The following is a 22,734-nucleotide window of genomic DNA, read 5'->3' on the forward strand; positions in this document are numbered from 1 at the left end:
CATCGACCTACCCACCGCAGCGGCGCTCAATCGCCGGGGAATCGCGGCGACGGCCGGTCGGAGCGGGGGCCGGGCCCCCGCGACCGCGCAGCAACTACACCCGCGTAGCCGGCAGCCCCACCTCGGAGCGGACGACCGCGAAGAACTGCGCCGCCTCCGGGCCGTACACCAGACCGGCCTCGTAGATAGACCGAACCGCCGCCTCCAGCGGGTCGGCCGCCGCGGCGTGGCCGATGGTCGGCAAGGCGAACGACGGCCGATGGACGGGGCGACCGTCGTAGAACGGATTGCCGGCCGGCTCGCGGGATTCGAGGACCGCGATCAATGCCCGGTCTTCCCCGTCCGAGCCGAACTCCTCGGCATGCAGCCGGTCGAAGGCCGCTTCCGGATCGGCGAACAGCGCGGGCAACGGCGCACCGGAGCGCACCGCGTCCAATCCCGCCGCGATCCAATCCTTTTCGGCGATCCCGGCCTTCTCGCAGGCGAGCGTCGCCGCCCGGATCGCGACCCGGCGCAGCTGCGCTTCGTCCGCCACGGCCAGCGCCTCGGCGAAGCGCCGATCGAACCGAGCGATGTCCTCGGCGCCCGCATACGGTGCCAGCCGCGGTATCGGCTCACCACCCCACCGGCGCCGCTCGTCCGCGGCGGCACGTTCACGCAGTTCCGCCACCGTGATGCGCTGCGCCCCCGCGCCGTCGAGGATCATGACCCATTCCTCGTCATCGGCGGCCGACTCGGCGGCATCCGGCTCCGTCGCGGCCGCCGGTTCCGGCATCGGATCGTTGTCCGGCACACCGTATCCCGGCATCTCCCATTGCCGGGCGGGCCGTGGCTCGCTGCCGTCGTCGGGCCACAACCGGATGCGCCAGCTGTCGCCGGGCTCGGTCGAACCGGGCCAGCCGTAGGTGAGGAAACCGCGGCCGCTGATCTCGATCAGGTACGCACCGGCGGGAACATCGCACCCGGCGTAACCGTCGGTCGGCGAGGAGAGCGTCAGCCCGCCCCCGTCGTCCACTCGCAGCCGGGTCTCACAGACCTGCTCCCACTCGTCCCGGTCGTCGGGCGGGCGGCGGTCCCACACCTGCACCGACACCGGCATCCGAAAGTTGTTCTGGTGCGGACTCAATACGACGACGGCGCGCCCGTTCGAGGCGAACGGCTGCGCCGCCAGCGCCTGCTCGAGCAGTTCGAGTTCCTCGTCCGCATCGCCCAGACCCCCGTCGATACAGAACTGTCCGTAGTCCATGAACAGTTCGACCGACTCCTCGCTGAGCATCCCCGTTGTGTCTTTCACCACGCCATCCTGACAGCGGTGTCCGACAACCCGGCTTCGTCGAGCCACGATCGCGGCACCCGGCAACTCGACGCCGGGGACGGTTCGGGTCCCGCGGTCGGCCGCAACACCGTGGCAATCGGACCCTCGAGGGTGATCAGGAATCGAGAAGCGCCGGGCAGCCGATCGCCGATAGCGTCGTGGACATGAATATCACCACTGCTCAGACCGCCATCTCCGCCGTTACCGTCGAGACCCCGGACCCGGCTGCGACCGCGGCCTTCTACGAGGCCGCCTTCGGTCTCGGCGACCGCCTGCGGGTCCGCGAATCGGCGGCACCGACCGACGGGTTCCGCGGCTACATCCTCTCGCTCGTGGTGTCGCAGCCCAGCACCGTGGACAGCTACCTCGGTTCCGCGGTCGCGGCGGGCGCGACCATCGTGAAGCCGGCCAAGAAGAGTTTCTGGGGGTACGGCGGCGTCGTGCAGGCGCCCGACGGCGCGGTCTGGAAGATCGCGACCTCGGCGAAGAAGGACACCGGTCCCGCCACCCGCGAGGTCGACGATTTCGTGCTGCTGCTCGGCGTCGACAGCGTCAAGGCGACCAAGCAGTTCTACGTCGAGCGCGGCCTGACCGTCGCCAAGAGCTTCGGTGGAAAATACGCCGAGTTCGAATCCCCGTCCGGATCGGTCAAGCTCGCGCTCTACGGCCGCAAAGCCGCCGCGAAGGATGCGGGCGTCCCGGCGGAAGGCTCCGGGTCGCACCGGATCGCCATCGCCGGTTCACTCGGCTCGTTCACCGATCCGGACGGCTTCGTCTGGGAGGTCGAGGGCTGAACCCGGGTGTTCGCGTCGGGATCACGATCGCGATATCCGGTCGGGGTTCATCGGCGAGGCACATACTCGCCGGACAGAACCTCGATCAGCCGGTGCGCGAATCCCTCGGCGTCGGTGCGTATTCCGTTGTGTGCGCCGGGGAATTCGATCACCTCCAGACCGAGCCGGCTCGCGATCTCGACGGCGGGCCGGTACGGCAGGCAGCCTCTGGTCTCGCGTCCGACGGCGAGTACCAGCCGGTCGGAGACCTCCGCGAGCGCTCGGTAATCCGGTAGGTACGCGGTGAATTCGCGCAACTCGTGCTCGATCATGAGCGGACCGTTGGCGGCGAGCCGGCTCCACATCTGCGCCGCGCGGTCGGACAGCTCCGAAACGTCCGGCGCCGGTTTCATCGCCGGGCCGATACCGGCGAGGAAGCGCGCACCGGCCGCGGCGGCTCCCTCGGAGTGCAACAGGGCGTACACCTCCTCGACCATCGCGCGGTGCTCGGCGGCATCGGGCAGGACGGCGAAGCACGGCGGTTCGTGCGCGACCAACGCACGGACCCGGTCCGGATACCGCGCCAGCAGATCGAGGCCGACAATCGCACCGCTGCTGGTACCCAGCACGACGGCCGGCTCGTCGGTCAGATGGGCGAGCAACCGGGCCGCATCGTCGGCCTGCACGGCGACGTGCTGATCCTCGGGCCCGTTGTCCAGCAGGCTGCGCGAATACCCACGCGGATCGAACGCCGTGACCGTGAACGACGACGCCAGCACCTGCACCAGCTCGTCGAAAACGCCCGCGTCGCCGCCACCACCGGGAATCAACAGCAGCAACGGACCGTCGCCGCGCACTTCGTAATAGATGGTGGCGCCGGGCACCGGCAGAGTGTCGGATTTCATTGCGGTTCTTCCTGTTCGGTTCGACTCGGCCATTGGGACAGGGTGCGGTGCAGGGCGTCGAGAATGTGATGCCAGCTGGTGTCGACGGACCGGGAGTGCGCGAAGCCCCCGGCCGCCTCCAAGGTGGCGAAGCCGTGGAATGTGCTGCGCAGCAAGCGTCCGGCGTCGGTCGCCTCCGGTTCACGCAGCCGGTACCCACGCAACAGCGCCGCCGTGAGCTCGATGCCGCGCAGTAGCGCCGGCTCCGCGCCCACCTCGGCGAGGTCCATCCGGATCTGGGTCGCGGCGTACCGGCCGGGGTGGTCGAGGGCATAGGAGCGATAGGCGTCGCCGAAGGCGAACAGCGCCTCTCGCCCCGAGCGCCCGGCCACCGCCCGCCCGATCCGATCGTTCATCTCGGCACCTGCCAGCAGGGCGACCTGCACCTGCAGGTCGCGCAGATTACGCACGTGGGTGTACAAACTCGGATCTTTCACTCCGAATCTGCGGGCCACCGCGGACAGCGTGACACCGGCGAAGCCCACCTCGTCCGCGAGTTCGGCTGCGGCACGGGCGATTCGGTCGCGAGAAAGACCGGCGCGAGGGGACACGGCAGGCTCCTTCCTAACTCTCTTAGGATTTATCCTAAGCATATTAGTCTTGTTTTGCCAGCCCGAATCCCCACCCCTTCCACCACCACACCGGCACTCCCTCCCGAACCGGCCGCACGCTTCGATCGGCAAGGTCACGGCAATGCCCAGAGCCGCTCGCACGGCAGCCGTGGATACGCATCGTCCGGCGGCCCCATCGTCACCAACTCCGAGCGGCGGGCGACGAGCCAGTGGTCGACGAACCGCCGCGCGGCCGGCGCACAAGCCACGAACCACAACACCCGCACAGCAGGTCGAAATGGATGTGCACCGCTACGTCGGGTTCCGCCGCGAGCGGCGAACCGCGCTGAGCCGCAGTATGTTTCGCCGGTCTCATCGCCGCCGTCGGCGCGTCGGCGTGGTTCCCGCCCGACGCGGCGACACGACGCTGCGGCCGCCGGCGTTCACGCCGGCCGATCACGAATTACCGTGTCACCGGCAGCAATTGGGATCCAGGACCATGCACAGTGCCGCCAGCGCATCGCGTCGGGCGCGATGGACGACGTTCATTCCGGTGCGTTCGGAATCGACGAGCCCGGCCTTGCGGAGCTGTCCGAGGTGGTGACTGACCGTCGATTCCGACAGGCCCACCGCGGCGGCGAGGTCACCACCGTTCTCACCGGTGTCCGGACTCGCCAGCAGGAGCGACATCAGCTTGACCCGCACCGGGTCGGCGAGCGCCTTCAATCGCAGCGCCACCTCGAGCGCCGCGGTGTCGTCGACGGGGCCGGCCGCGACCGGCGCACAGCACACCGGCGCGGACATGTCGATCACGGGGAGCGCTCTGGGCATACCCCAACCCTACCGACAGTGTTGACATATGTCGAAAAGGTGGCGCAGACTCGGACCACCTTTTCGACATATATCGCATCACGGAGGTTCTCATGTCTCGCGTACAGCTCGCCCTCAACGTCGACGATCTCGACCGGGCAGTGGCGTTCTACGCCACGTTGTTCGGCGCCGAACCGGCCAAACGCAAGCCCGGTTACGCGAACTTCGCGATCGAACAGCCACCGCTGAAGCTCGTCCTCCTGGAAGGCGCCGGGGCGGGCGGCACGATCAACCACCTGGGAATCGAGGTCGACAGCTCGGACGCGGTGCACGCCGAGATCGCCCGCCTGTCGCAGGCGGGACTGTGCACCGAGGAGCAGCGCGCCACCACATGCTGCTTCGCACAGCAGGACAAGGCGTGGGTCACCGGCCCGCACGGCGAGAAGTGGGAGGTGTACACGGTGCTCGCGGACTCCGAAACATTCGGCGCCGCACCACAATTCGCAGCAGAAGGCGCCACTCCCCGCCAGGCGTGCTGCGACACCGCCGACGCCACCCCGGAGGGGGCGTGCTGCACCGCGGCAGACAAGCGTGCCGCGATCGCCGCCGGCGCCACCTGCTGCCGCTGAACGACCGCGGACCCGAACCTGTCGCCCGTGAACTTGCCCCGCCATATCGATAACAGTCAATATCGATAGGTGTCTAATTCGAAGTGGCCGACGACCGTGGCCTCGCCCGCCGGATGCGAGGCCACACCTCGGTTGCGGCCGGTGATCGGGCCGGACGCGGCGCACGAGATCGCGGCGATGTTCAAGGCGCTGGCCGATCCCGTGCGGTTACGGGTGCTGTCGGCGATCGCGGCGCGCGACGGTGGCGAGGCCTGTGTCTGCGACGTCTCCGACGGCCTGGACGTCAGCCAGCCCACCATCTCCCATCACCTGAAGGTGCTGCGCGACGCGGGGCTGGTCACCAGCGAGCGGCGCGCCTCCTGGGTGTACTACCGCGTGGTTCCCGAAGCGCTGCAATGCCTTTCGGCTCTACTCGCCGATTACGCGGGGGCCGAGGTGCGCGCGTGACGGTCACCGAATCCGGAGCGGTCGTCGGCAAACTGTCCACGCTCGATCGCTTCCTGCCGATCTGGATCGGGGCCGCGATGGCGGCGGGCCTGCTGCTCGGGCGCTTCCTGCCCGGACTCGGTGACGTGTTGTCGGCGATCCAGGTGGACGGGATCTCGCTGCCCATCGCGATCGGTCTGCTGATCATGATGTATCCGGTGCTGGCGAAGGTCCGCTACGACCGGCTCGGCACGGTGGCCGCGGACCGGAGGCTGCTGCTCGGATCGCTGGTCTCGAATTGGGTGGTCGGTCCTGCGCTGATGTTCGCTCTCGCCTGGCTGCTGCTGCCGGATCTGCCCGAGTACCGGACCGGACTCGTCATCGTCGGGCTCGCCAGATGCATTGCGATGGTGATCATCTGGAACGATCTCGCCTGCGGCGATCGCGAGGCCGCCGCCGTGCTCGTGGCGTTGAATTCGATCTTCCAGGTCCTGATGTTCGCGGCCCTCGGCTGGTTCTACCTGTCGGTCCTGCCCGGATGGCTCGGACTCGAGCAAACCACCATCGAGACCTCCCCGTGGCACATCGCCGAATCTGTGCTCATCTTCCTCGGCATCCCGCTGATCTGCGGATATCTCACCCGCCGGCTCGGCGAGAAGGCCCGCGGCCGGCAGTGGTACGAAGGGCGATTGCTGCCGCGAATCGGACCGTGGGCGCTGTACGGACTGCTGTTCACGATCGTGATCCTGTTCGCCCTGCAGGGCGACCGGATTTCGGCGCACCCGTGGGACGTCGCGCGAATCGCGCTGCCCCTGCTGGTCTACTTCGCGGTCATGTGGGGCGGCGGCTACCTCTACGGCCGCCTGGCCGGCCTCGGCTACGAACGCACCACCACCCTCGCCTTCACCGCCGCCGGCAACAACTTCGAGCTCGCCATCGCCGTCGCGATCGCCACCTACGGCGCTGGCTCCGGACAAGCCCTCGCCGGCGTCGTCGGCCCGTTGATCGAAGTCCCCGTGCTCGTCGGCCTGGTCTACGTCTCCCTCGCACTACGCCCCGGATTCACTCCCGCCGCGACCGAACCCGGGAAAGGCTCTCGACGGCAATGAAACCCCGCGTCCTGTTCGTCTGCGTCCACAACGCCGGGCGTTCCCGGATGGCACACGGTTTCCTCGACCACCTCGCCGGTGACCGTATCGAGGTCCGCTCCGCCGGGACCGAGCCCGCCGACCGCATCAATCCGGTGGTGATCGCGGCCATGCGGGAAGTCGGTATCGACATCGCCGCCGGCACACCGACGGTCCTCACCCCCGATTCCGTCCGCATCAGCGATGTCGTGATCACGATGGGCTGCGGCGACAGGTGCCCGCGCTTCCCCGGCGTCGACTACCGCGACTGGACAATCGACGGCCCGGCGAGACGGTCCGTCGCGCCAGGCACCGGACGGCGGATTTCGCTCGCAAAGCACCCATCCGTGCGGCGAAACCCGCTGCTACCGCGGGTCGGCGACGGATTCGCGCAGCCGCGGCGCGGGCAACCGTGCGCGGCGGGGCCGATCGGTAGGTTGGCGACATGCGTACCGACGAAGATTCCTGGGATATCACCACCGGCGTCGGCTCCACGGCATTGTTCGTCGCCGCCGCTCGCGCCCTGGGGGGACGGACTGCCGATACTCCGGCGCGCGATCCGTTCGCCGAGTTGTTCGTCTCGGCCGCCGGCGGCGAGTGGGCCGATCTGATGGCCGGCCGCCTGAGCGAACATCCCCTGTTGACAGCCGATTTCGGGGTTCCGTTCCAGCAGCACCAGGTGGCTCGCACCCGCTATTTCGACGATTTCCTCCAGGCCGCGACCACCGCGGGCATCCGGCAGGTGGTGCTCCTCGCGGCCGGCCTGGACGCGCGCGCCTACCGATTGCCGGCGCTCGCCGGCTGCACGGTCTACGAATTGGACCGCCGGCAGATCCTGGAGTTCAAACGCGAAACCCTCGCCGGCGCCGGGCACCGGCCACTCGCCGACCGCCGGGAGGTCGCGGTCGATCTGCGTGGCGATTGGCCGAAAGCCTTGCGCGACAGCGGCTTCGACCCCGACCGTCCGGCCGCCTGGCTGATCGAGGGGCTGCTGATCTATCTGACCCCGAGCGCGCAGGATCAGCTGTTCGACGCGGTCGATGCGCTGAGCGCACCGGGCAGCCGAGTCGCCATCGAACAGATGGATCCGCTGCCCGCAGAGGCGGCCGAGGAACTGGTCGCCGACGGCGGGTCCGGTTCGGAATGGCTGCGGTTGATCTACAACGAGCCGCGCCGCGAGGCCACCGACTGGTTCGGCGAACGCGAATGGACCGGTGAGCGTATTTCGCTGCCCGACTACATCCGCGCCCTCGGCCACACCCCCGCCGACGAGGGCCGGCAGTCGCTGATCAATCTGGTGACCGTGGTCCGTTCCTGATCCGAACCGTCGACGCCGGTCGCCACCCGCGCCGAATCCGGAAACCGCACAGGAGCGCGGCTACCGCTCGGCTCGGCGGGGAACATCGGTACCGTTCGTGCGGCGTCGTCGTGGTCGCTCTCCCGGTACCAGCAGGGCGATCACGGCGACGATCAGCGCGCCGCCGAACAGGTACAGCCCCCAGGTCCCGCTCAGCAGATGCCGATAGTCGTCCCGTAGCTGGGTTCCGAACCGCTCGTCGAGCCGCCACGCCGGCACCGCGAGGGCGGCCAGCCCGGCGAGCACGCCGAGCCAACCCAGCACTCGCGATCCGAACAGCCCCGCCAGTAGCATCACCAGGGCGACCAGCAGCAACACGACCGTGTAGGAGACCCGCAGCTGCGGACTCTGAGCCTGCACCGCGTCCAGGGGAATGCCGCCCGCGAAACCGTCCCGAATGTCGACGAGGCCGATGTGGCGAGCCTCCACGATCCCGACGAACCGGCCGAATGCGCCGACGGCCATCACGACACCGCAGGCGAACAGCACCAGGTGGACGACAGTGCGCATGAATCCACGGTATGCCGGGCACGACCGCGGCGCAGCGATCCGCCGCCCGATCGTCGCCGTGTCGCGACCCGATCGCAGCACACCCGCCGCGCCGCCGCACCGCTCACGCGCCGGTGGTGGACCCGGGCCGCACGACCATCATGACGGTCACGATCACCCACAGCAGATTGAAGATCCCGGTCGTCATGGCCAACCGTCCCGCGGCCGAGGCGGTCCGTTCGGGTTGTGTTCCGAGCATGGCGAGCGCGACCCGCTGGTCGGGCAGGATCATCAGCGCGAGGATCGCGGCGGCCGTCGCCGTCAGGGCGATCGAGACCACCAGCCACCCGGTGCCGAGGACGCCCAGGGCGGCGGCGGTGGCGAGGCCGAACACCGGCACCGCGAGGGCGATCAGCGCGTATACGCGGCAGATCCGATGCAGCAGGGGAAGATTCACCGCTGCCGGATCCGGCTCGGGGCCGGCGGCCCGGCGCAGGGCGGCGGGAAACATGCTCGCCGCGACCGTGACCGGGCCGACCGCCACGACGACGGCGAGCACATGCAGCGACAGCAGCAGTTTCGTCACCGCGCGTGCTCCGCGGTGCGGCGGGTGCCGGTGACCCGCGAGGCGGGCAGTCGCCCGGCCTTGGCGGTACCGGTGAGCACATCACCGTCGACGGTCACGGCGAAGGCCAGGTTCAACCGCATCGGTTTGGTCACCGCCTGCGTCCACGTGAGGCGGTCGCCGTCGAGGACGACCGCGCCGAGCGGGACCCGTTCACCCGCGCCGGTCGCCGTACCGGTCAGCCCGCCGGGCGTCCGGTGCAGTTCGACCTCGGCCGCGATCCGGCCGATCGGGGTGGATATGGACAGATCCCAGATGCCTTCGGCGGACATGGTGCAGTGTTCTCCTCACGGTGGGGACGTTCGGGGTGCCGGACGCGGCCGGCGATCAGAAGCCGACGGGCACGAGCCCGTCGCGCCGCCACACGGTGCCGCGTCGTTCGTGGGCGAACAGGCTCTCGACGGCGTGGGCGATCTGCGGACCGACCTCACGTTCCAGCAGATACAACCCGAGATCGAGGCCGGAGGTGACGCCGGCGCCGGTGACCAGGTCGCCGTCGTCGACCACCCGCGCGGCCACGGCGTGGACGCCGGTGGCGTCCAGCAGATCCAGGCCGAGGTGATGAGTGGTCGCGCAGCGGTCCTCCAGCAGGCCGGCCATGGCCAGCACCAGCGATCCGCCGCACACCGCGGCCACGATGATCCGCGGATTCGCCATCGCGGCACGCAGAAGTCCCGGCAGCTCGGTGGTCAACGCGCGGCCCAGCAGTACAGGGACGAATTCGTCCGGACGCCACTCGCCGCTCGCACCCGCCTCCTGATCGGGGAGGTCCCCGGGCTCGCCGACGCGACCGGAAGCCCCGGGCACCAGGACGATTCCGGGACGGGTGGGGTCGAGGGCCGCCGTGGCGTGCAGCGCCAGACCCCCGGTGCCGCTGATCACCGCACGCGGTCCCTCCGCCGTCACCAGTTCGACGCCGAGCGCGCCGTTCGATGCGGTGCCACCGGCATGCAGCACTTCGAACGGGGCGATGACATCCAACGGGTCGAACCCGTCGAACAACACGATCTGCGCATGCACGGATGGCGATCCCTTCGAGTCGGACGGCCCGGCCGGCGAGCCGGGGCACGCTCCGACGCTATGCGGCGGCCCCGACTCGGCCCAGTGGCATTTCTGCCATCTTCCGACGAAATAGCGACAGGAGGCCGAATCTCGTTGTGACCTGGACAATGTCCGGCACGACGAAACACAACAGGAACTCCGCCGAGCGGCGCACAGGTAGATTCTCGCCATGCACACCGTCGCCGTGCTCGCCCTCCCCCAGGTGGTCTCCTTCGACCTCGCCACGCCCGTGGAGGCCTTCACCCGAACCCGGTTACCGGACGGGCGGCCCGGCTACCGGGTACGCGTCTGCGCGGAACATCCCGAGGTGGATGCCGGGGTGTTCACCCTGCGGGCACCGTGGGGGCTGGCCGGCCTCGAGGGTGCCGACACGGTCGTGGTGCCCGGCACCGCCGATCCCGCCGCCGCGATCTCCCCCGCCGTGCGCGACGCCCTGCGCGGCGCCGCCGCGCGGGGCACCCGCATCGCCTCCATCTGCACCGGCACCTTCACCCTGGCCGCGACCGGGCTGCTCGACGGGCTGCGCGCCACCACGCACTGGATCGCGGCCGCCCAGCTGGCCGCCGCCTATCCCGAGATCGAGGTCGACCCCGACGTCCTGTACGTCGACAACGGCCGGATCCTCACCTCGGCCGGCGCCGCCGCCGGGTTGGATCTGTGCCTGCACATGATCCGCCGGGACTACGGCTCGGCGGTGGCCGCCGATACCGCCCGGTTGTCGGTCATGCCGCTGGAACGTGAAGGCGGACAAGCACAATTCATCGTGCACGGCTATCCGCCCACGCCGCGCGGCTCGGTGCTCGAACCCGTGCTCGGCTGGCTGGAGAACCATCTCGACACCGAACTCACCCTCGACGACATCGCCGCACAGGCCGGCGTCAGCACCCGCACCCTGATCCGCCGCTTTCGTGAACACACCGGCACGACGCCCCTGCAGTGGCTGCACCGCGCCCGGATTCGCCGCGCCCAGCATCTGCTGGAATCGACCGGTCATTCGATCGAACGGATCGCCGCCCAGGTCGGATTCGGTTCGCCGACCGCGTTCCGGGAGCGCTTCAAGCGCACCACCGGCGTCACTCCGCACGCCTATCGACGCAGCTTCAGCTGAGCGGCGCGCGCCGGGTTGAATCCGGCCGTGCCGGGTAAGGGCTCGATATGGAGCTACTGGTGATCGTCGTCCTGGTCGTCCTGGTCGTCGCCGTGATTCTGTACCGGACGATCCGCAGCCGTCGCGGCGGATCGTCCGGACCGCCGGACCACGAGGGCAATCTGCGCTGACCCCCGGCGCACCCGCCGCGCTCGGAGACCCGCTCCTCCACCGACAGGAAGGCGAAATCGGTGACGTCCCTCTGGCTCGACCGCACCCCCGTCTCGGTACCGACGACCCCGAACCCGGATGAGGAATACGACTGCGTCGTCGTCGGCGCCGGCCTCACCGGCCTGACCACCGCCCTGCTGCTCGCGCGCGCCGGGCGGCGGGTGGCCGTCCTCGAAGGCCGGACCATCGGCGCCGTCGCCACGGGCAACACGACCGCCAAACTCAGCCTGTTGCAGGGCACCCATCTGTCGTCGATCGCCGCGAAACACTCCGCCGACACGGTGCGCCGCTACGTCGAGGCGAATCTCGAGGGCCAGCAGTGGCTGCTGCGATTCTGCGCCGAGAACGATGTCGCCACTCAGCATGCGGATGCCTTCACCTACGCCGGGACCGACCGCGCAACAGCCCTGGTACGCAAGGAGTTTCACGCCTGCGAACAAGCCGGGCTCGAGGTCGAGTGGACCGAGGACACCGAGTTGCCCTATCGCGTCTACGGCGCCGTACGGCTGCCGGGGTAGGCCCAGTTCGATCCGATGGACGTCCTCGCCGCACTCACCCTGCAGGCATGCCGGCACGGCGCGACGATCTTCGAACACACCCGGGTGCAGGGCGTCCACGGGTCGGCCGGCCGCGGACGGACCATCGTCACCGATCGCGGCCGGATCCACGCCCCCACCGTGGTGCTCGCGACCGGCACCCCCATCCTCGACCGCGGCGGCTTCTTCGCCCGGCTGGAACCCGACCGCTCCTATGCCGCGGCGCTGCGGGTGCCCGGCGACTTTCCCCGGGGCATGTATCTGTCCGCCGACTCGCCCACCCGCTCGCTGCGGTATGCGCCGCACAGCGGTGAGGATCTGCTGCTCGTCGGCGGCAGCGGGCACGTGGTCGGCCGGGCACGGTCACCGAAAGCTCATGTCACCGAACTTCTCGACTGGGCGCGCCGCCACTTCCCGGGCGCGGAACCCACCCACCGGTGGTCGGCGCAGGACTATTCCGCGATCGACGAACTGCCCTATGCCGGGCCGCTGCTGCCCGGCGACGACCACCTGCTGGTCGCCTCCGGTTACGCGAAATGGGGTATGACCAACGCGGTTTCGGCCGCACTCGCACTGACCGGCACGATTCTCGGCGGCCATCAGCCGTGGGCGGCGGCCTATCGGACCTGGCGCGGCCGGGAGGTCGCCGGGGCCGTCAAGGCGGCGTCGATCAACGCCCAGGTGGCGCGGTATCTGGCGACCGGCTGGCTGGGTGCACTCCGCGGCGGTGGCGGCGTCCCGGCCGAAGGTGAGGGCCGGGTGGAACGCCGCGGTCTCCGGCCGGTCGGGGTGTGCACCGTCGACGGTGCGACCTCGGCGGTATCGGCGGTGTGCCCGCATCTGTACGGCGTGTTGAACTGGAACGACGCGGAGCGCTCCTGGGACTGCCCACTGCACGGGTCCCGGTTCTCCCACGACGGAAAACTGTTGGAGGGACCGGCAACTCGGGACCTGGATCTGATGTGACGACCGGCGTCCGGGCGGCCGGAGCCGGCGGGCCGGGGCGGGAAGGCGGTCGGGCTCAGGGCGTGACGATCGCGAAGTCGGGGTCGGGCTCGTCCAGATAGCCGACCAATTCGACGAGTGCGGTCGCGTCGCCGCTGACGGCGACGGTGCCGTCGGCGATCATCTCCTGCAGATCCCGCCCGCCCAGCAGCGCCAGGTGCAGGTCTGCGCCGGTGAGGGTGAAGGTGGCATCGGCCTCGGGCAGCTCGCCGGTGACATCGAAATGCACGAGCAGCCCGTTGCGTAGCTGGACCCGATGCACGATGTCCTCGTCGGAGATCCGCCAGTCGAGGGTGATCTCGGCCGTCCACGCCTTCGGTCCGTCGATCCGCAGGGCGATCGCGTCGAACAGCTGCTCGACGCTCAGCGCCGCGGCGATATCCGGCGCCGCCGCCACCGTGGGGGTTCCGACCGACCCGTTGCGCAACTCGTAGGCCCCCATCAGGAAGAAGTTGCGCCAGGTACCGTTCTCCGACCCGTAGCCGAGTTGCTCGAGCGCATCGGCCTGCAGGGCGCGCGCCGCCGCATGATCCGGCTCGGCGAAGATCACGTAGTTCAATACCTGTGCCACCCAACGGAAATCGCCGTCGGCGTACGACTCGCGGGCCTTCGCCACCACCGCGTCGGCGCCGCCCATGAAGTCCAGATGGCGTTTCGCGGATTCGGTCGGCGGATGCTGCCACAACGAGGACGGATTGCCGTCGAACCAGCCCATGTATCGCTGATAGATCGCCTTCACATTGTGGCTCACCGAACCGTAGTACCCGTGCGTGTGCCAGGCCCGAGCCAGCGCCGGCGGCAACTCGATGCTCTCGGCGATCTCGATCCCGGTAGCCCCCTTGTTCAGCGCCCGCACCGTCTGGTCGTGCAGGTAGCCGTACAGATCACGCTGCAACGCAAGGAATTCCGTCAATCTCCCGGTACCCCAGGTCGGCCAGTGATGCGAGGCGAACACGACATCGGAGCGGGCGGCGAACCGGTTGATCGACTCGGTCAGATATTTCGCCCACACGTGCGGATCCCGCACCAGTGCCCCGCGCAGGGTGAGCAGATTGTGCAATGTGTGGGTGGCGTTCTCGGCCATACACAGCGCGCGCCGGTCCGGGAAGTAGAAGTTCATCTCCGAGGGCGCCTCGGTGCCCGGGGTGAGCTGGAATTCGATGCGCACACCGTCGACGACCTCGGTTTGACCGGTGTGCGTGATGTCGACGGTCGGGGTGATCAGTGTCGGCGTACCGGTCGAGGTCGTCGGCCCGAGACCGGCGCCCACGGCCCCCTGTGGCCCCCGCGGCAACGCCGCCCCGTACATGTAGGCGGCCCGGCGCGCCATCGCGGTACCGGCATAGACGTTCTCCTCCACCGCGTGCTCGACGAAACCCGACGGCGCCAGAATCGGGCAGCGGCCCGCCGCGACCTCGTCGGCGGTGGTGACGCCCTTGACCCCACCGAAATGGTCGATATGCGAATGCGTGTAGATCACCCCGGTCACCGGCCGGTCGCCACGATGGGTGCGGTACAGCGCCAGCCCCGCCGCCGCGGTTTCCGCCGAGATCAGCGGATCGATCACGATCACACCCGAATCGCCCTCGACCAGAGTCATATTCGACAGATCCAGGCCCCGGATCTGATAGATCCCCTCGGTCACCTCGAACAAGCCTTGGATCGTGCACAACTTCGACTGCCGCCACAGGCTGGGATGCACGGTCGGCGGACAGTCCTGGTCCAGAAACGCGTAGGCGTCGCTGTCCCACACCACCTCTCCGGCGGAATTCTTCACCACTCCCGGCTCGAGCGCGGCGACGAAACCGCGCCGGGCATCCTCGAAATCCTGCTCGTCGGCGAACGGGAACGTCTGCGACGCCTCCCGATGACGAGCCTCGATATTCTCCGTAACGCTGTTACCCGGCATCGTGCGCACCCCTGACGTGGACGGCGGACCATCTCGTTCGACCGTGACGATGACATCGGCGGCGCGCGGTAGCCTCACCCGCGAGGGGTGAACGTGCCGCCGACCACCACGGACTCCCCCGCCGCGGGCGATGTCGGCCCGGTCTCATCCGCACCGGGTGAGGCCGGCATCGTGCGGATATGCCACCGTCATCGCACCGCCCCTACAATCCGGGAGGATCGCGATGGACCGGAGTACGAAACCGTCGAGACTGTCCCGCATTTCGCCGACCCAGTGGGTGGCCCTGGTGCTGGCTGTCCTGGCCGTCATCTTCGTCGTTCAGAACCATCATCGGGTCGACATCAACATCCTCGCGCTGACCATCCGGTCGCCGATGTGGCTGGTCCTGTTGATCATGTTCCTCGTGGGATGGGTCGCCGGTCTCCTGACCAGGCGGGCGCGGCGCTGAGCCCTGGGTCGCGCTCGGCCGCAGCCGTCGCCGGTCAGCGCCGCGAGCTGCCGGGAGCCTCGGCGTCCCGATGTTCCGGCTCGTCGCGCCGGACGTCCTCGTCCTCGCGGCCGGCGTCGCGCTGCTCGCTGTCGCCGCCGAAGAATCGGCGCACCACCCGATCGACGACGAAGCCGAGGACGATCGCGCACCCGATGCCGATGACGGCGGCGAGCAGGGGTTGGTCACGGAGCCACTGACCGAACAGGCTGGCGATCGCGACCGAGTACGCCGCCCAGCTGATGCCGCCGATCACCGTCAGTGGGACGAACTTGCGGCGCGGATACCGCGTCGCCCCGGCGGTGACATTGACCGCGATCCGCCCCACCGGGATATAACGCGCGGTGATGACGAGCAGCGCGGCCCGCTGGTCCAGCGTTCGTCGTGCCCAATCGAACGCATGCCGGATCTTCGGCCGGCGCATCCACCCGAAACGGTCGGTGCCGATGGCTCGCCCGATCGTATAGGCGATGTTGTCGCCGATGATGGCTCCGAGCGCCGCCGACACCACCAGCAGCCAGACCGACGGCGACCCCGTCGAACTGCCGATCGCGGCGAGCGCGGCGATCACCGATTCGCTGGGCACCGGCGGGAAGAACGCGTCGATGACGCAGACCGCCAGCAGCGCCGGATACACCCACGGGGAACCGGCCGCACCGGTGACGAAATCCTGTACCTGATTCAGCACTCCGGACAACCTTTCGTCGGATTCGCGCCGCCGCCGTTTTCCGGACGGCATCGCGGGTAGTGCCCCGATGGGAGGTCGACGGCGCAGCCATCCGGGGGCGAGGAGGCGACGATGAGTACCGGCAACGAACTGCCACTACCCGATTACGACCAGCTCACGGTCGGTTCGATCGAGCACCGGGCACGGGCCCTCGACGCCGGCCAGGTGCGGCAGCTGCTCGACCACGAACGCAGCGCCGCACACCGCCCGCGGGTGATCGAGATCCTGTCCGCCCGCCTCGATCAGCTGGCGGCCGGTGCCGAGCCGTCCGGTGGGGATCCGGGCCAGGCCCCGCCGGTGAGCGGGCACGCCGGCGGCTCCGCCGCGGATCCGTCGCATTCCCCGGCGGACAACACGCCGCTGCGCCACGGGGTCGCCGAGCAGACACCGAATCGTGGCAAGCCCTGACCACCGGGCCGGCTCAGCTGCCGCGGTTCTCACCCAGTTCGTCCACGATCGGGTTGACGGGAACATCCTTCTCCTGTTCGGCGAGCCCGGGATGGGTGTGGGTGCGGCGCTGGGCGGCCCGATCGGCCGGTGACCGCTGCGGGTCCAGATTCACCGACTGCAGGACCTCACCGACGTTCGCGTAGGTCTCCGGCGGTATCGCCTCGAGCGCGCGCACCGTGTCCCGGTCGGCGTGGGCCCGCGTCGCCGACTGCACCAGATCGTCCTTGTCGGCCGGGAAATCCGCGGCCGACAGTGCCTGCCGGACCCGATCGGCATCGGTAGCAACCATCGACTTCCTCCTCGCTCGGTTCGCCGGATCGCGCTGTGTGTCGCGGTACCCCGGCTGCCGCGGGCTAATCTCCGGTTCCGCCGCGCCCCCGGCGGCCGGGGTGATCGGGCGCACAACACAAGCCGGTCTCGGTCCCCGGCGACTCTTGACCACAGCGGTCGGACCGCTCCTATGATGGAGATCAGCGCCCGGGGTGAAGATGTCGGCCCGACCGAGGCGCACGAGGAGCGACGCGCAGAATCCTCGGATTCACTCCGACAACTGAGATGCAGTGTGCGCCAATCTGTTTCGAGACGACGGCACAGGCTGAGCGGACGGCGGAAGTCGGCGAGCACCAGTCGTGCGGGTGCCACGGGCAACGCGAGCGCCCCCACTCGATCCGCGATCCGAGTGCTCGTTCCATGTCGTCGCATTCGACGGAAACGGAGGACTCGAATGTCCCAGCGAGCTACGAGCCGGCCGGCCGGTCCGGCGCGCCCCGGCGGCGACAGCTACGACAACATAGAACCCTGGTTCGACAAACTGAACGATCTCGACATCGATGACCCGCTTCGGCACGAACTGCGCGATCACATCATCGAATTGTGCCTGCCGCTGGCCGAACACATCGCCCGGCGATACAGCGACCGCGGCGAGGCCTTCGACGACCTCGTGCAGACCGCCCGCATGGGCTTGGTCCTCGCCGTCGACCGCTTCGATGCCGATCGCGGCACCGCATTCCTGAGCTTCGCCGTTCCCACCATCATGGGCGAGGTGCGCCGTCACTTCCGCGACCACACCTGGGCCGCCCGGGTCCCGCGCCGCTACAAGGACTTCAAGCAGCAACTCGCCACGGCCGGCGACACGCTGGCGCAACGGCTCGGCCACACCCCGAACGCCGGCGAACTCGCCGCCGAACTGGGGGTGGAGACCACCTACGTCACACAGGCCCTCGTCGCCGCCAACGCCTATCGCACGGATTCGCTCGACACGGCCGCGGTCGACAGCGACGAGGCCACCCCGCTGACCGAATCGCTCGGCGCGGACGAACCGTGCTACGAACTACTGGAACAGGCGGCCGCCGTCCGGCCGCTGATCGCCGATCTCTCCGAACAGGACCGGCGGCTACTGGTGATGCGGTATTTCGAGTCCCAGACCCAGTCGCAGATCGCCGACGAACTGGGCGTTTCGCAGATGCAGATCTCGCGGCTGCTGGCCCGGATCCTCGACAGCCTGCGCGATCAGGTGTGGGCCGAATACGAACTCGCCGACGCCTGAGCTGACACCTATCGGCTGCCCCGCCCGTGACATGCGGGCGGGGATGTCGAGCGGGGAAACCCCGGCTCCCGGGTTAACCTCGCTGGGATGCGTTTCCACGGGGTCGACATCATCGCACGCGGGCTCACCGCACGGGGCGCGCGCGGATGCGCGTTCGCGGGGGTTTCGCTCGACATCGAGGCCGGCCGGCTCGCGGTGATCACCGGCCCCGGCGGGTCCGGGCGGACGTCGCTGCTGCTCGCGCTCGCCGGCCGGATGCGGATCGTCGCCGGCTCGGCGGCCGTCGGCGGGTGGCGGCTTCCCGACGACGCCCGGCGCGTGCGCGAGGTGGTGGGCGTGGCGCGTGCCGAACCGGCGGTCGGGCTCGACGACGAACTGCGGGTCGGCGATCTGGTGCAGGAACGCATGCTGATCGCACCCGGCGTCGACGGCGCGGCCGTTGCCGACGCCATGGCCTTGCTCGAGGTCGACGCGCCCGGCCGGACGGCCGTCGCCGACCTACCGCCGGACCAGCGGACGCTGCTCGCCGTCGCTCTGACCGCGGCCGAAGGGCCGGGCGTGGTCGTCGTCGACGATACGACACGGGGGTGCGACCCGGCGGGCAGCGATCGGGTCTGGACCGGGCTGCGGGCGCTCGGGGAACACGGCTGCACCGTGCTCGCATCGACCGCCGAAGCCCTTCCCGCCCTGGATGATTCGATCACCGTGATTGAACTGCCCCACCCGACCGAGCGCGACCGGATCCCCCTTCCGGAGGAGTGACGCGATGACAGCGCTACGCCTGGCACTGCTGGAATTCCGACGTTTCCGCGCCCCGATGCGGCGATTGGTTCCGATCGGGCTGGCCATGATCCCGCTGCTGTACGGGTCGCTGTATCTGTGGTCGAACTGGGACCCCTACGGACGCACCGATCAGATCCCGGTGGCCGTGGTGAACGAGGACCGGCCGGCCGAGGCGAACGGCCGAATGATCGATGCCGGAAAGCAATTCACTCAGCAATTGCAGGCCTCCGGCGCCTTCGCGTGGAACTTCGTCGACGGCCGGGAGGCGCTCGACGGGCTGCGGCACGGCCGGTACTACTTCACCATCACCGTGCCGGCCGATTTCAGCGCCCGGCTCGCCAGTGCGCAGAATCCACTCCCCCAACGCGCCACGCTCGGCATCACGCTCAACGACGCCAACAACTACATCGTCGGCATCGTCGCGCAAACCGCGAAAACCGAGCTGCAGAGCCAGATCGACCAGGCCGCGCACGCCGCCTACGCGACCGCCATCTACGGCGATCTGGCACTGGTGAAGCAGCAGCTCCGCATCGCCTCGGTCGGCGCGCACCGGCTGCTCGACGGGACCGTCCTGGCGCAACAGGGTAGCGCCGCCCTCACCCAGGGCATCTCCGCCGCACAACAGGGCGCCGAATCCGTCGCCGACGGGGTGCAGCAGCTGGCGAGCGCCGGCGCCCAGGCCGATCGGGCGCTCACCGCCATCACCGACGCCGGTGTCGCCGCCCTACCGGCCGCCACGGGCACGCTCGCCGATGCCAGTTCGGCCGCCGCGCAGAGCCTGACCCTGGTTCGGGACGCCACCGGCATCGTCGGCCAGGCCGCCGCCCAGGGCTCCACCGCCCTGGACCAATTCACCGCAGCGCACCCGGAATTCGCGCAGGATCCGCTGCTCGCCAACGCGCGCACGAACGTCCACACCCTCGCCCAGACCGCCGCCGCCGCGAATACCAGTGCGACGCAGGCCCAGACCTCGGCTCAGCAGGCCGCCGATCAGGCGGCCGAATTACGAAGCCGCGCAGGCACTATCGGTCAAGCGGTGGCCGGCGCCACCGCACCGCTCCAGGCGCTGACCGGCGCCGCCCGGACCATCGGCGGCGGCGCGACCCAGATCGGCACGAGTCTGGCCGCGCTGCAGGCGGGCAGCCGAACCTTGCAGACCGGTGCCGATCAACTCAACGGTGGTGCCGGCGACATCACCACGGTGGTCGACGGCGCCCTGGCGAAGATTCCCGACACCAGTCCCGAACAGACCGCGCGGGCCGCCGAGGTGCTGGGCTCGCCGGTCGGCATCACGATGGACAATCTGCACCCCGCCGGGGTGTACGGCCGCGGGTTCGCCCCGTTCTTCTTCGCGATCGCCCTCTGGGTGGTGGGCCTGCTCGCCTATCTGTTCCTGCGGCCACTCAACCTGCGCGCCCTCGCCGGGCGGGTCGACGCCTTCACCGTCGCGGCCGCCGGTTGGTTACCGGTGGCGGTGATCGCCGCGGTGGGCGGCCTGCTGCTCTACCTGGTCGTGCAAGTCGGACTCGGGTTGGATCCGCTGCATCCGATCGGAGTGGCCGGGCTACTGATCCTCGCCGCCGCGGCGTTCGTGGCGATCGACCACTTCCTGCGGGTCGCGCTCGGTGCCATCGGTGAGGCATTGTCGTTGGCGCTGTTGATCATCCAGCTCACCGCCTGCGGTGGCCTCTACCCCATCGAAACCACCCCGGCGCCGTTCCGCGCGGTCCATCCACTCATCCCGATGACCTACGTCGTGGACGGTCTGCGGGTCACCATTTCCGGCGGCCTCGCCGGCAATCTCGTCCGTGACCTGCTGGTCCTGGCCGGATTTCTCGTGCTGTTCCTCAGCGCCACCACCTTGGTGGTCCGCCGGCAGCGGATGTGGACCGTGGACCGCTTGCACCCGCAGATCGAGGCCTAGCCGGACGACGCCGTCGCGGCCCGGCGGCGACGCTGTGTTTGGCTGTCCGGATGATGTCGACGTCGATACGGACGGCCGCCCAGGTGCTGGCCGGCGCCGCCACCGCACTCGCGGCCGGCGCAATCGCCCTGCACCTCAACGGGTTTCCCGCGCGCATGCTGGTACTGGCCGCGTCGCTGGCGCCGTATCTCATGTGCGGCGCGCTCGTCGGAGTGGTCGGATTCGCCGCGGTGCGCCGGTGGAGCGGGGTGGCGGTCGCGACGGTGGTCGCGGCTGCGGCGATCTGGACCCAGGCGCCGCTGTATGTGAGCGGCTCCGGCGGCGACGGGCGGGCGTTGCAGATGATGCAGGCCAATCTGCTGTTCGACGGCGCCGACCCGCGGGCGCTGGTCGACGAGGTCGCCCAGCGCCGGATCGAACTGCTCACCGTGCAGGAACTCACCCCGGCGGCGGTCGAGGGCTTGGGCCGCGCCGGACTGGATCGGCTGCTTCCGCATCGCTACCTCTCCCCCGGCCGCACCGCCACCGGGACCGGCATCTGGAGCGCCTACCCCCTCACCGACACCACCGAATACGACGGGTTCGTGCTCAATCAGCTCTCGGCGACAGCCGCCGTCCCCGAGGTGGGGCCGGTGCGGGTCTACGCTTTTCACCCCGTCCCGCCGGTGTACGGCACCCGGGTGTGGGCCGACGAATTGTCCCGGCTGCGTGAGATTCTCGACCACGCGCCGGACGGACCGGTGATCGTCGGCGGCGATTTCAACGCCACCTACGACCACCGCCAGTTCCGCGCCCTGCTGTCGGGCCGCTTCGCCGACGCCGCCGAGCAGTCCGGCGCCGGACATCTGGTCACCTATCCCACCGACAAGCGCTGGCCACCGCTGGTCGGCATCGACCACATCCTGCTCGCGCAGGCTCACGCCGATGCCGTGCGCACCGTCACCCTCCCCGGCGCCGACCACAAAGCCCTGGTCGCCGCCCTCCGCCTACCCCACAGCACTTCCTGAGAACTCTTGCCGCAGCGCGCCGACCTTCCGAAACGGTCCGACGGCCCGCCGCGTCCGGCCGCCTGCTCGCCGGGAAGCTCTCACCGACCCAGCAGGTCGAGCAGGATCTCGCGGGCATGGGTCCACAGCAGCGCGCCCCCCGCCTCGGGCACGTAGTGCCGGACGGCGCCCGGGATGCGCGCCGCGAGGGTGACCCCGGCATCCGGGGAATGCGTGGCGTTGCGATCGCGCCCGCCGTACCACAGCTGGACCCGACCGGACAGATCCTCGACGCGAAAAGGCCAGGGCGACAGGTGCAGAACGGTGTCGCGAGCATAGCCGGCCGACCCCTGCGCGAACCCGGCGTCCAATGCGCGGCGGAATGCCTTCCGAAACCGGGGTTGCCGATAGATCTCGCGGTCCACCTCGGGGCTGTTGTCGATACTCAGCCGCCACAAGCGTTCGGCGCTGCCGAATTCGGCGAAGTCGGCCTCGGCGCCGGCGGGGTCGGCGGCCACCGCATCGACCAGCTGTCGCACCTCGGGCGGCACGGCCAAGCCCGGGTAGGCGAGTTCGTCACCGCCGGACACGATTGCCACCGACGCTGCGATTCCCCGTGCGGCGCAGGCGAAGGCAAACGGCGCGCCCTGCGAAAACCCCACCACCGCAGGCTCGTCGAGGTCGAGCCGATCGATATCGTCGGCCCAGTCCAGCAGGGTGCGCCCGGGCGCCGGGGTGGAGTCTCCGAGGCCGGGACGCTCCACGGCGACCAGCCGCACACCCAATTCGGTCAGCACATCGGAGCCGAATCCCAGCCACCGCCCCCATCCCGCGCCACCGCAGAAGACGACCGGAGTTCCATCGGCCGGCCCCCACTCCGCCCACGCCAGTCTCCGGCCGTCCCGCAATACCTCGGCCCCGACTCGATCGGGGTCGTCGACACCCACGTCCATGC

Annotated in this window: 26 protein-coding genes and 1 pseudogene; 15 read left to right on the plus strand and 12 right to left on the minus strand. The window is 69.7% G+C overall.

Going from position 1 to position 22,734, the window contains the following annotated elements; translation table 11 throughout:
• Nucleotides 1-94 precede the first annotated feature (94 nt).
• The gene (locus ON37_RS34080) at nucleotides 95-1,294 is read right to left on the minus strand and encodes a hypothetical protein (protein WP_245553150.1); all 1,200 of its coding nucleotides are present in this window, start codon (nucleotides 1,292-1,294) and stop codon (nucleotides 95-97) included.
• Between the two features lie 185 nt (nucleotides 1,295-1,479).
• Between ON37_RS34080 and ON37_RS10940 the strand changes: the two genes are divergently transcribed.
• Nucleotides 1,480-2,109, plus strand: coding sequence for a VOC family protein (locus ON37_RS10940; protein WP_040718924.1), 630 nt, complete (start codon nucleotides 1,480-1,482; stop codon nucleotides 2,107-2,109).
• A 47-nt stretch (nucleotides 2,110-2,156) separates the two neighbouring features.
• Here ON37_RS10940 and ON37_RS10945 read toward each other — a convergent pair whose 3' ends face one another.
• The 3 genes from ON37_RS10945 to ON37_RS10955 form a co-directional block, all read right to left on the minus strand.
• Nucleotides 2,157-2,993: an alpha/beta hydrolase gene (locus ON37_RS10945; RefSeq protein ID WP_040718815.1), complete on the minus strand. Its 837-nt coding sequence runs from the start codon at nucleotides 2,991-2,993 to the stop codon at nucleotides 2,157-2,159.
• Nucleotides 2,990-3,583: a TetR/AcrR family transcriptional regulator gene (locus ON37_RS10950; RefSeq protein ID WP_040718817.1), complete on the minus strand. Its 594-nt coding sequence runs from the start codon at nucleotides 3,581-3,583 to the stop codon at nucleotides 2,990-2,992. Before ON37_RS10950 ends, ON37_RS10945 begins: the two co-directional genes overlap by 4 nt.
• Before the next feature lie 471 nt (nucleotides 3,584-4,054).
• Nucleotides 4,055-4,414, minus strand: coding sequence for an Rv2640c family ArsR-like transcriptional regulator (locus tag ON37_RS10955; RefSeq protein WP_040718819.1), 360 nt, complete (start codon nucleotides 4,412-4,414; stop codon nucleotides 4,055-4,057).
• 92 nt (nucleotides 4,415-4,506) lie between these two features.
• Here ON37_RS10955 and ON37_RS10960 point away from each other — a divergent pair, with 92 nt between their 5' ends.
• The 5 genes from ON37_RS10960 (at nucleotide 4,507) to ON37_RS10975 (ending at nucleotide 7,893) form a co-directional block, all read left to right on the plus strand.
• Complete coding sequence (locus ON37_RS10960) at nucleotides 4,507-5,022, plus strand: ArsI/CadI family heavy metal resistance metalloenzyme (protein WP_040718821.1); 516 nt, start codon at nucleotides 4,507-4,509, stop codon at nucleotides 5,020-5,022.
• 177 nt (nucleotides 5,023-5,199) lie between these two features.
• On the plus strand, nucleotides 5,200-5,469 hold the full coding sequence (locus tag ON37_RS10965) for an ArsR/SmtB family transcription factor (RefSeq protein ID WP_085997271.1): 270 nt from the start codon (nucleotides 5,200-5,202) through the stop codon (nucleotides 5,467-5,469).
• Nucleotides 5,418-6,557 carry an ACR3 family arsenite efflux transporter gene (gene arsB, locus ON37_RS10970; protein WP_168441276.1) on the plus strand — a complete coding sequence of 380 codons (1,140 nt, stop codon included), beginning with the start codon at nucleotides 5,418-5,420 and terminating at the stop codon, nucleotides 6,555-6,557. Before ON37_RS10965 ends, arsB begins: the two co-directional genes overlap by 52 nt.
• A 47-nt stretch (nucleotides 6,558-6,604) precedes the next feature.
• The gene (locus ON37_RS34670) at nucleotides 6,605-7,186 is read left to right on the plus strand and encodes an arsenate reductase/protein-tyrosine-phosphatase family protein (RefSeq protein WP_373282006.1); all 582 of its coding nucleotides are present in this window, start codon (nucleotides 6,605-6,607) and stop codon (nucleotides 7,184-7,186) included.
• Complete coding sequence (locus ON37_RS10975) at nucleotides 7,075-7,893, plus strand: SAM-dependent methyltransferase (RefSeq protein ID WP_373282007.1); 819 nt, start codon at nucleotides 7,075-7,077, stop codon at nucleotides 7,891-7,893. Before ON37_RS34670 ends, ON37_RS10975 begins: the two co-directional genes overlap by 112 nt.
• Before the next feature lie 60 nt (nucleotides 7,894-7,953).
• Here ON37_RS10975 and ON37_RS10980 read toward each other — a convergent pair whose 3' ends face one another.
• From ON37_RS10980 to ON37_RS10995, 4 genes are all read right to left on the minus strand, one after another.
• Nucleotides 7,954-8,442: a hypothetical protein gene (locus tag ON37_RS10980; RefSeq protein ID WP_051031457.1), complete on the minus strand. Its 489-nt coding sequence runs from the start codon at nucleotides 8,440-8,442 to the stop codon at nucleotides 7,954-7,956.
• Nucleotides 8,443-8,545: 103 nt separating this feature from the next.
• Nucleotides 8,546-9,007 carry a membrane protein gene (locus ON37_RS10985; RefSeq protein ID WP_040718826.1) on the minus strand — a complete coding sequence of 154 codons (462 nt, stop codon included), beginning with the start codon at nucleotides 9,005-9,007 and terminating at the stop codon, nucleotides 8,546-8,548.
• Nucleotides 9,004-9,318: a hypothetical protein gene (locus ON37_RS10990; protein WP_040718827.1), complete on the minus strand. Its 315-nt coding sequence runs from the start codon at nucleotides 9,316-9,318 to the stop codon at nucleotides 9,004-9,006. Before ON37_RS10990 ends, ON37_RS10985 begins: the two co-directional genes overlap by 4 nt.
• A 55-nt stretch (nucleotides 9,319-9,373) precedes the next feature.
• On the minus strand, nucleotides 9,374-10,066 hold the full coding sequence (locus tag ON37_RS10995) for a DJ-1/PfpI family protein (protein ID WP_040718828.1): 693 nt from the start codon (nucleotides 10,064-10,066) through the stop codon (nucleotides 9,374-9,376).
• Between the two features lie 211 nt (nucleotides 10,067-10,277).
• Here ON37_RS10995 and ON37_RS11000 point away from each other — a divergent pair, with 211 nt between their 5' ends.
• The 3 genes and pseudogenes from ON37_RS11000 (at nucleotide 10,278) to ON37_RS11005 (ending at nucleotide 12,928) form a co-directional block, all read left to right on the plus strand.
• A complete protein-coding gene (locus ON37_RS11000; RefSeq protein ID WP_040718830.1) occupies nucleotides 10,278-11,216 on the plus strand; it encodes a GlxA family transcriptional regulator in 939 nt (312 codons plus the stop codon).
• A gap of 47 nt (nucleotides 11,217-11,263) precedes the next feature.
• Nucleotides 11,264-11,386, plus strand: coding sequence for a hypothetical protein (locus ON37_RS34460; RefSeq protein WP_281004683.1), 123 nt, complete (start codon nucleotides 11,264-11,266; stop codon nucleotides 11,384-11,386).
• Between the two features lie 60 nt (nucleotides 11,387-11,446).
• Nucleotides 11,447-12,928 (plus strand): annotated as a pseudogene (locus ON37_RS11005) (FAD-dependent oxidoreductase).
• Between the two features lie 55 nt (nucleotides 12,929-12,983).
• On the opposite strand, the gene ON37_RS11010 reads toward ON37_RS11005, so the two are convergent.
• Nucleotides 12,984-14,876: an alkyl/aryl-sulfatase gene (locus ON37_RS11010; RefSeq protein WP_040718926.1), complete on the minus strand. Its 1,893-nt coding sequence runs from the start codon at nucleotides 14,874-14,876 to the stop codon at nucleotides 12,984-12,986.
• A 223-nt stretch (nucleotides 14,877-15,099) separates the two neighbouring features.
• Here ON37_RS11010 and ON37_RS11015 point away from each other — a divergent pair, with 223 nt between their 5' ends.
• Entirely contained in the window at nucleotides 15,100-15,324 is a 225-nt protein-coding gene (locus ON37_RS11015) for a LapA family protein (protein ID WP_051031452.1), read from the plus strand.
• A 34-nt stretch (nucleotides 15,325-15,358) separates the two neighbouring features.
• Here the strand turns inward: ON37_RS11015 and ON37_RS11020 are convergent, their stop codons facing one another.
• Complete coding sequence (locus ON37_RS11020; RefSeq protein ID WP_210741890.1) at nucleotides 15,359-16,051, minus strand: DedA family protein; 693 nt, start codon at nucleotides 16,049-16,051, stop codon at nucleotides 15,359-15,361.
• A 111-nt stretch (nucleotides 16,052-16,162) separates the two neighbouring features.
• Here ON37_RS11020 and ON37_RS11025 point away from each other — a divergent pair, with 111 nt between their 5' ends.
• The gene (locus tag ON37_RS11025; protein ID WP_040718831.1) at nucleotides 16,163-16,498 is read left to right on the plus strand and encodes a DUF8129 domain-containing protein; all 336 of its coding nucleotides are present in this window, start codon (nucleotides 16,163-16,165) and stop codon (nucleotides 16,496-16,498) included.
• A gap of 13 nt (nucleotides 16,499-16,511) precedes the next feature.
• Here ON37_RS11025 and ON37_RS11030 read toward each other — a convergent pair whose 3' ends face one another.
• On the minus strand, nucleotides 16,512-16,829 hold the full coding sequence (locus ON37_RS11030; protein WP_040718832.1) for a DUF2795 domain-containing protein: 318 nt from the start codon (nucleotides 16,827-16,829) through the stop codon (nucleotides 16,512-16,514).
• A gap of 435 nt (nucleotides 16,830-17,264) precedes the next feature.
• On the opposite strand from ON37_RS11030, the gene ON37_RS11035 reads away from it, so the two are divergent.
• From ON37_RS11035 to ON37_RS11050, 4 genes are all read left to right on the plus strand, one after another.
• A complete protein-coding gene (locus ON37_RS11035) occupies nucleotides 17,265-18,086 on the plus strand; it encodes a SigB/SigF/SigG family RNA polymerase sigma factor (protein ID WP_040718834.1) in 822 nt (273 codons plus the stop codon).
• Between the two features lie 87 nt (nucleotides 18,087-18,173).
• Nucleotides 18,174-18,848 (plus strand): ATP-binding cassette domain-containing protein, encoded by a 675-nt coding sequence (locus tag ON37_RS11040; protein ID WP_040718835.1) that lies wholly within the window; start codon nucleotides 18,174-18,176, stop codon nucleotides 18,846-18,848.
• Between the two features lie 4 nt (nucleotides 18,849-18,852).
• Nucleotides 18,853-20,793: a YhgE/Pip family protein gene (locus tag ON37_RS11045; protein WP_040718836.1), complete on the plus strand. Its 1,941-nt coding sequence runs from the start codon at nucleotides 18,853-18,855 to the stop codon at nucleotides 20,791-20,793.
• A gap of 50 nt (nucleotides 20,794-20,843) precedes the next feature.
• A complete protein-coding gene (locus ON37_RS11050; RefSeq protein ID WP_245553151.1) occupies nucleotides 20,844-21,800 on the plus strand; it encodes an endonuclease/exonuclease/phosphatase family protein in 957 nt (318 codons plus the stop codon).
• Nucleotides 21,801-21,880: 80 nt separating this feature from the next.
• Here ON37_RS11050 and ON37_RS11055 read toward each other — a convergent pair whose 3' ends face one another.
• Complete coding sequence (locus tag ON37_RS11055; protein WP_040718931.1) at nucleotides 21,881-22,732, minus strand: alpha/beta fold hydrolase; 852 nt, start codon at nucleotides 22,730-22,732, stop codon at nucleotides 21,881-21,883.
• Nucleotides 22,733-22,734: the final 2 nt, after the last annotated feature.

Origin of the sequence: Nocardia veterana NBRC 100344 (assembly GCF_000308855.1) — a bacterium.
GTDB lineage: Bacteria > Actinomycetota > Actinomycetes > Mycobacteriales > Mycobacteriaceae > Nocardia > Nocardia veterana.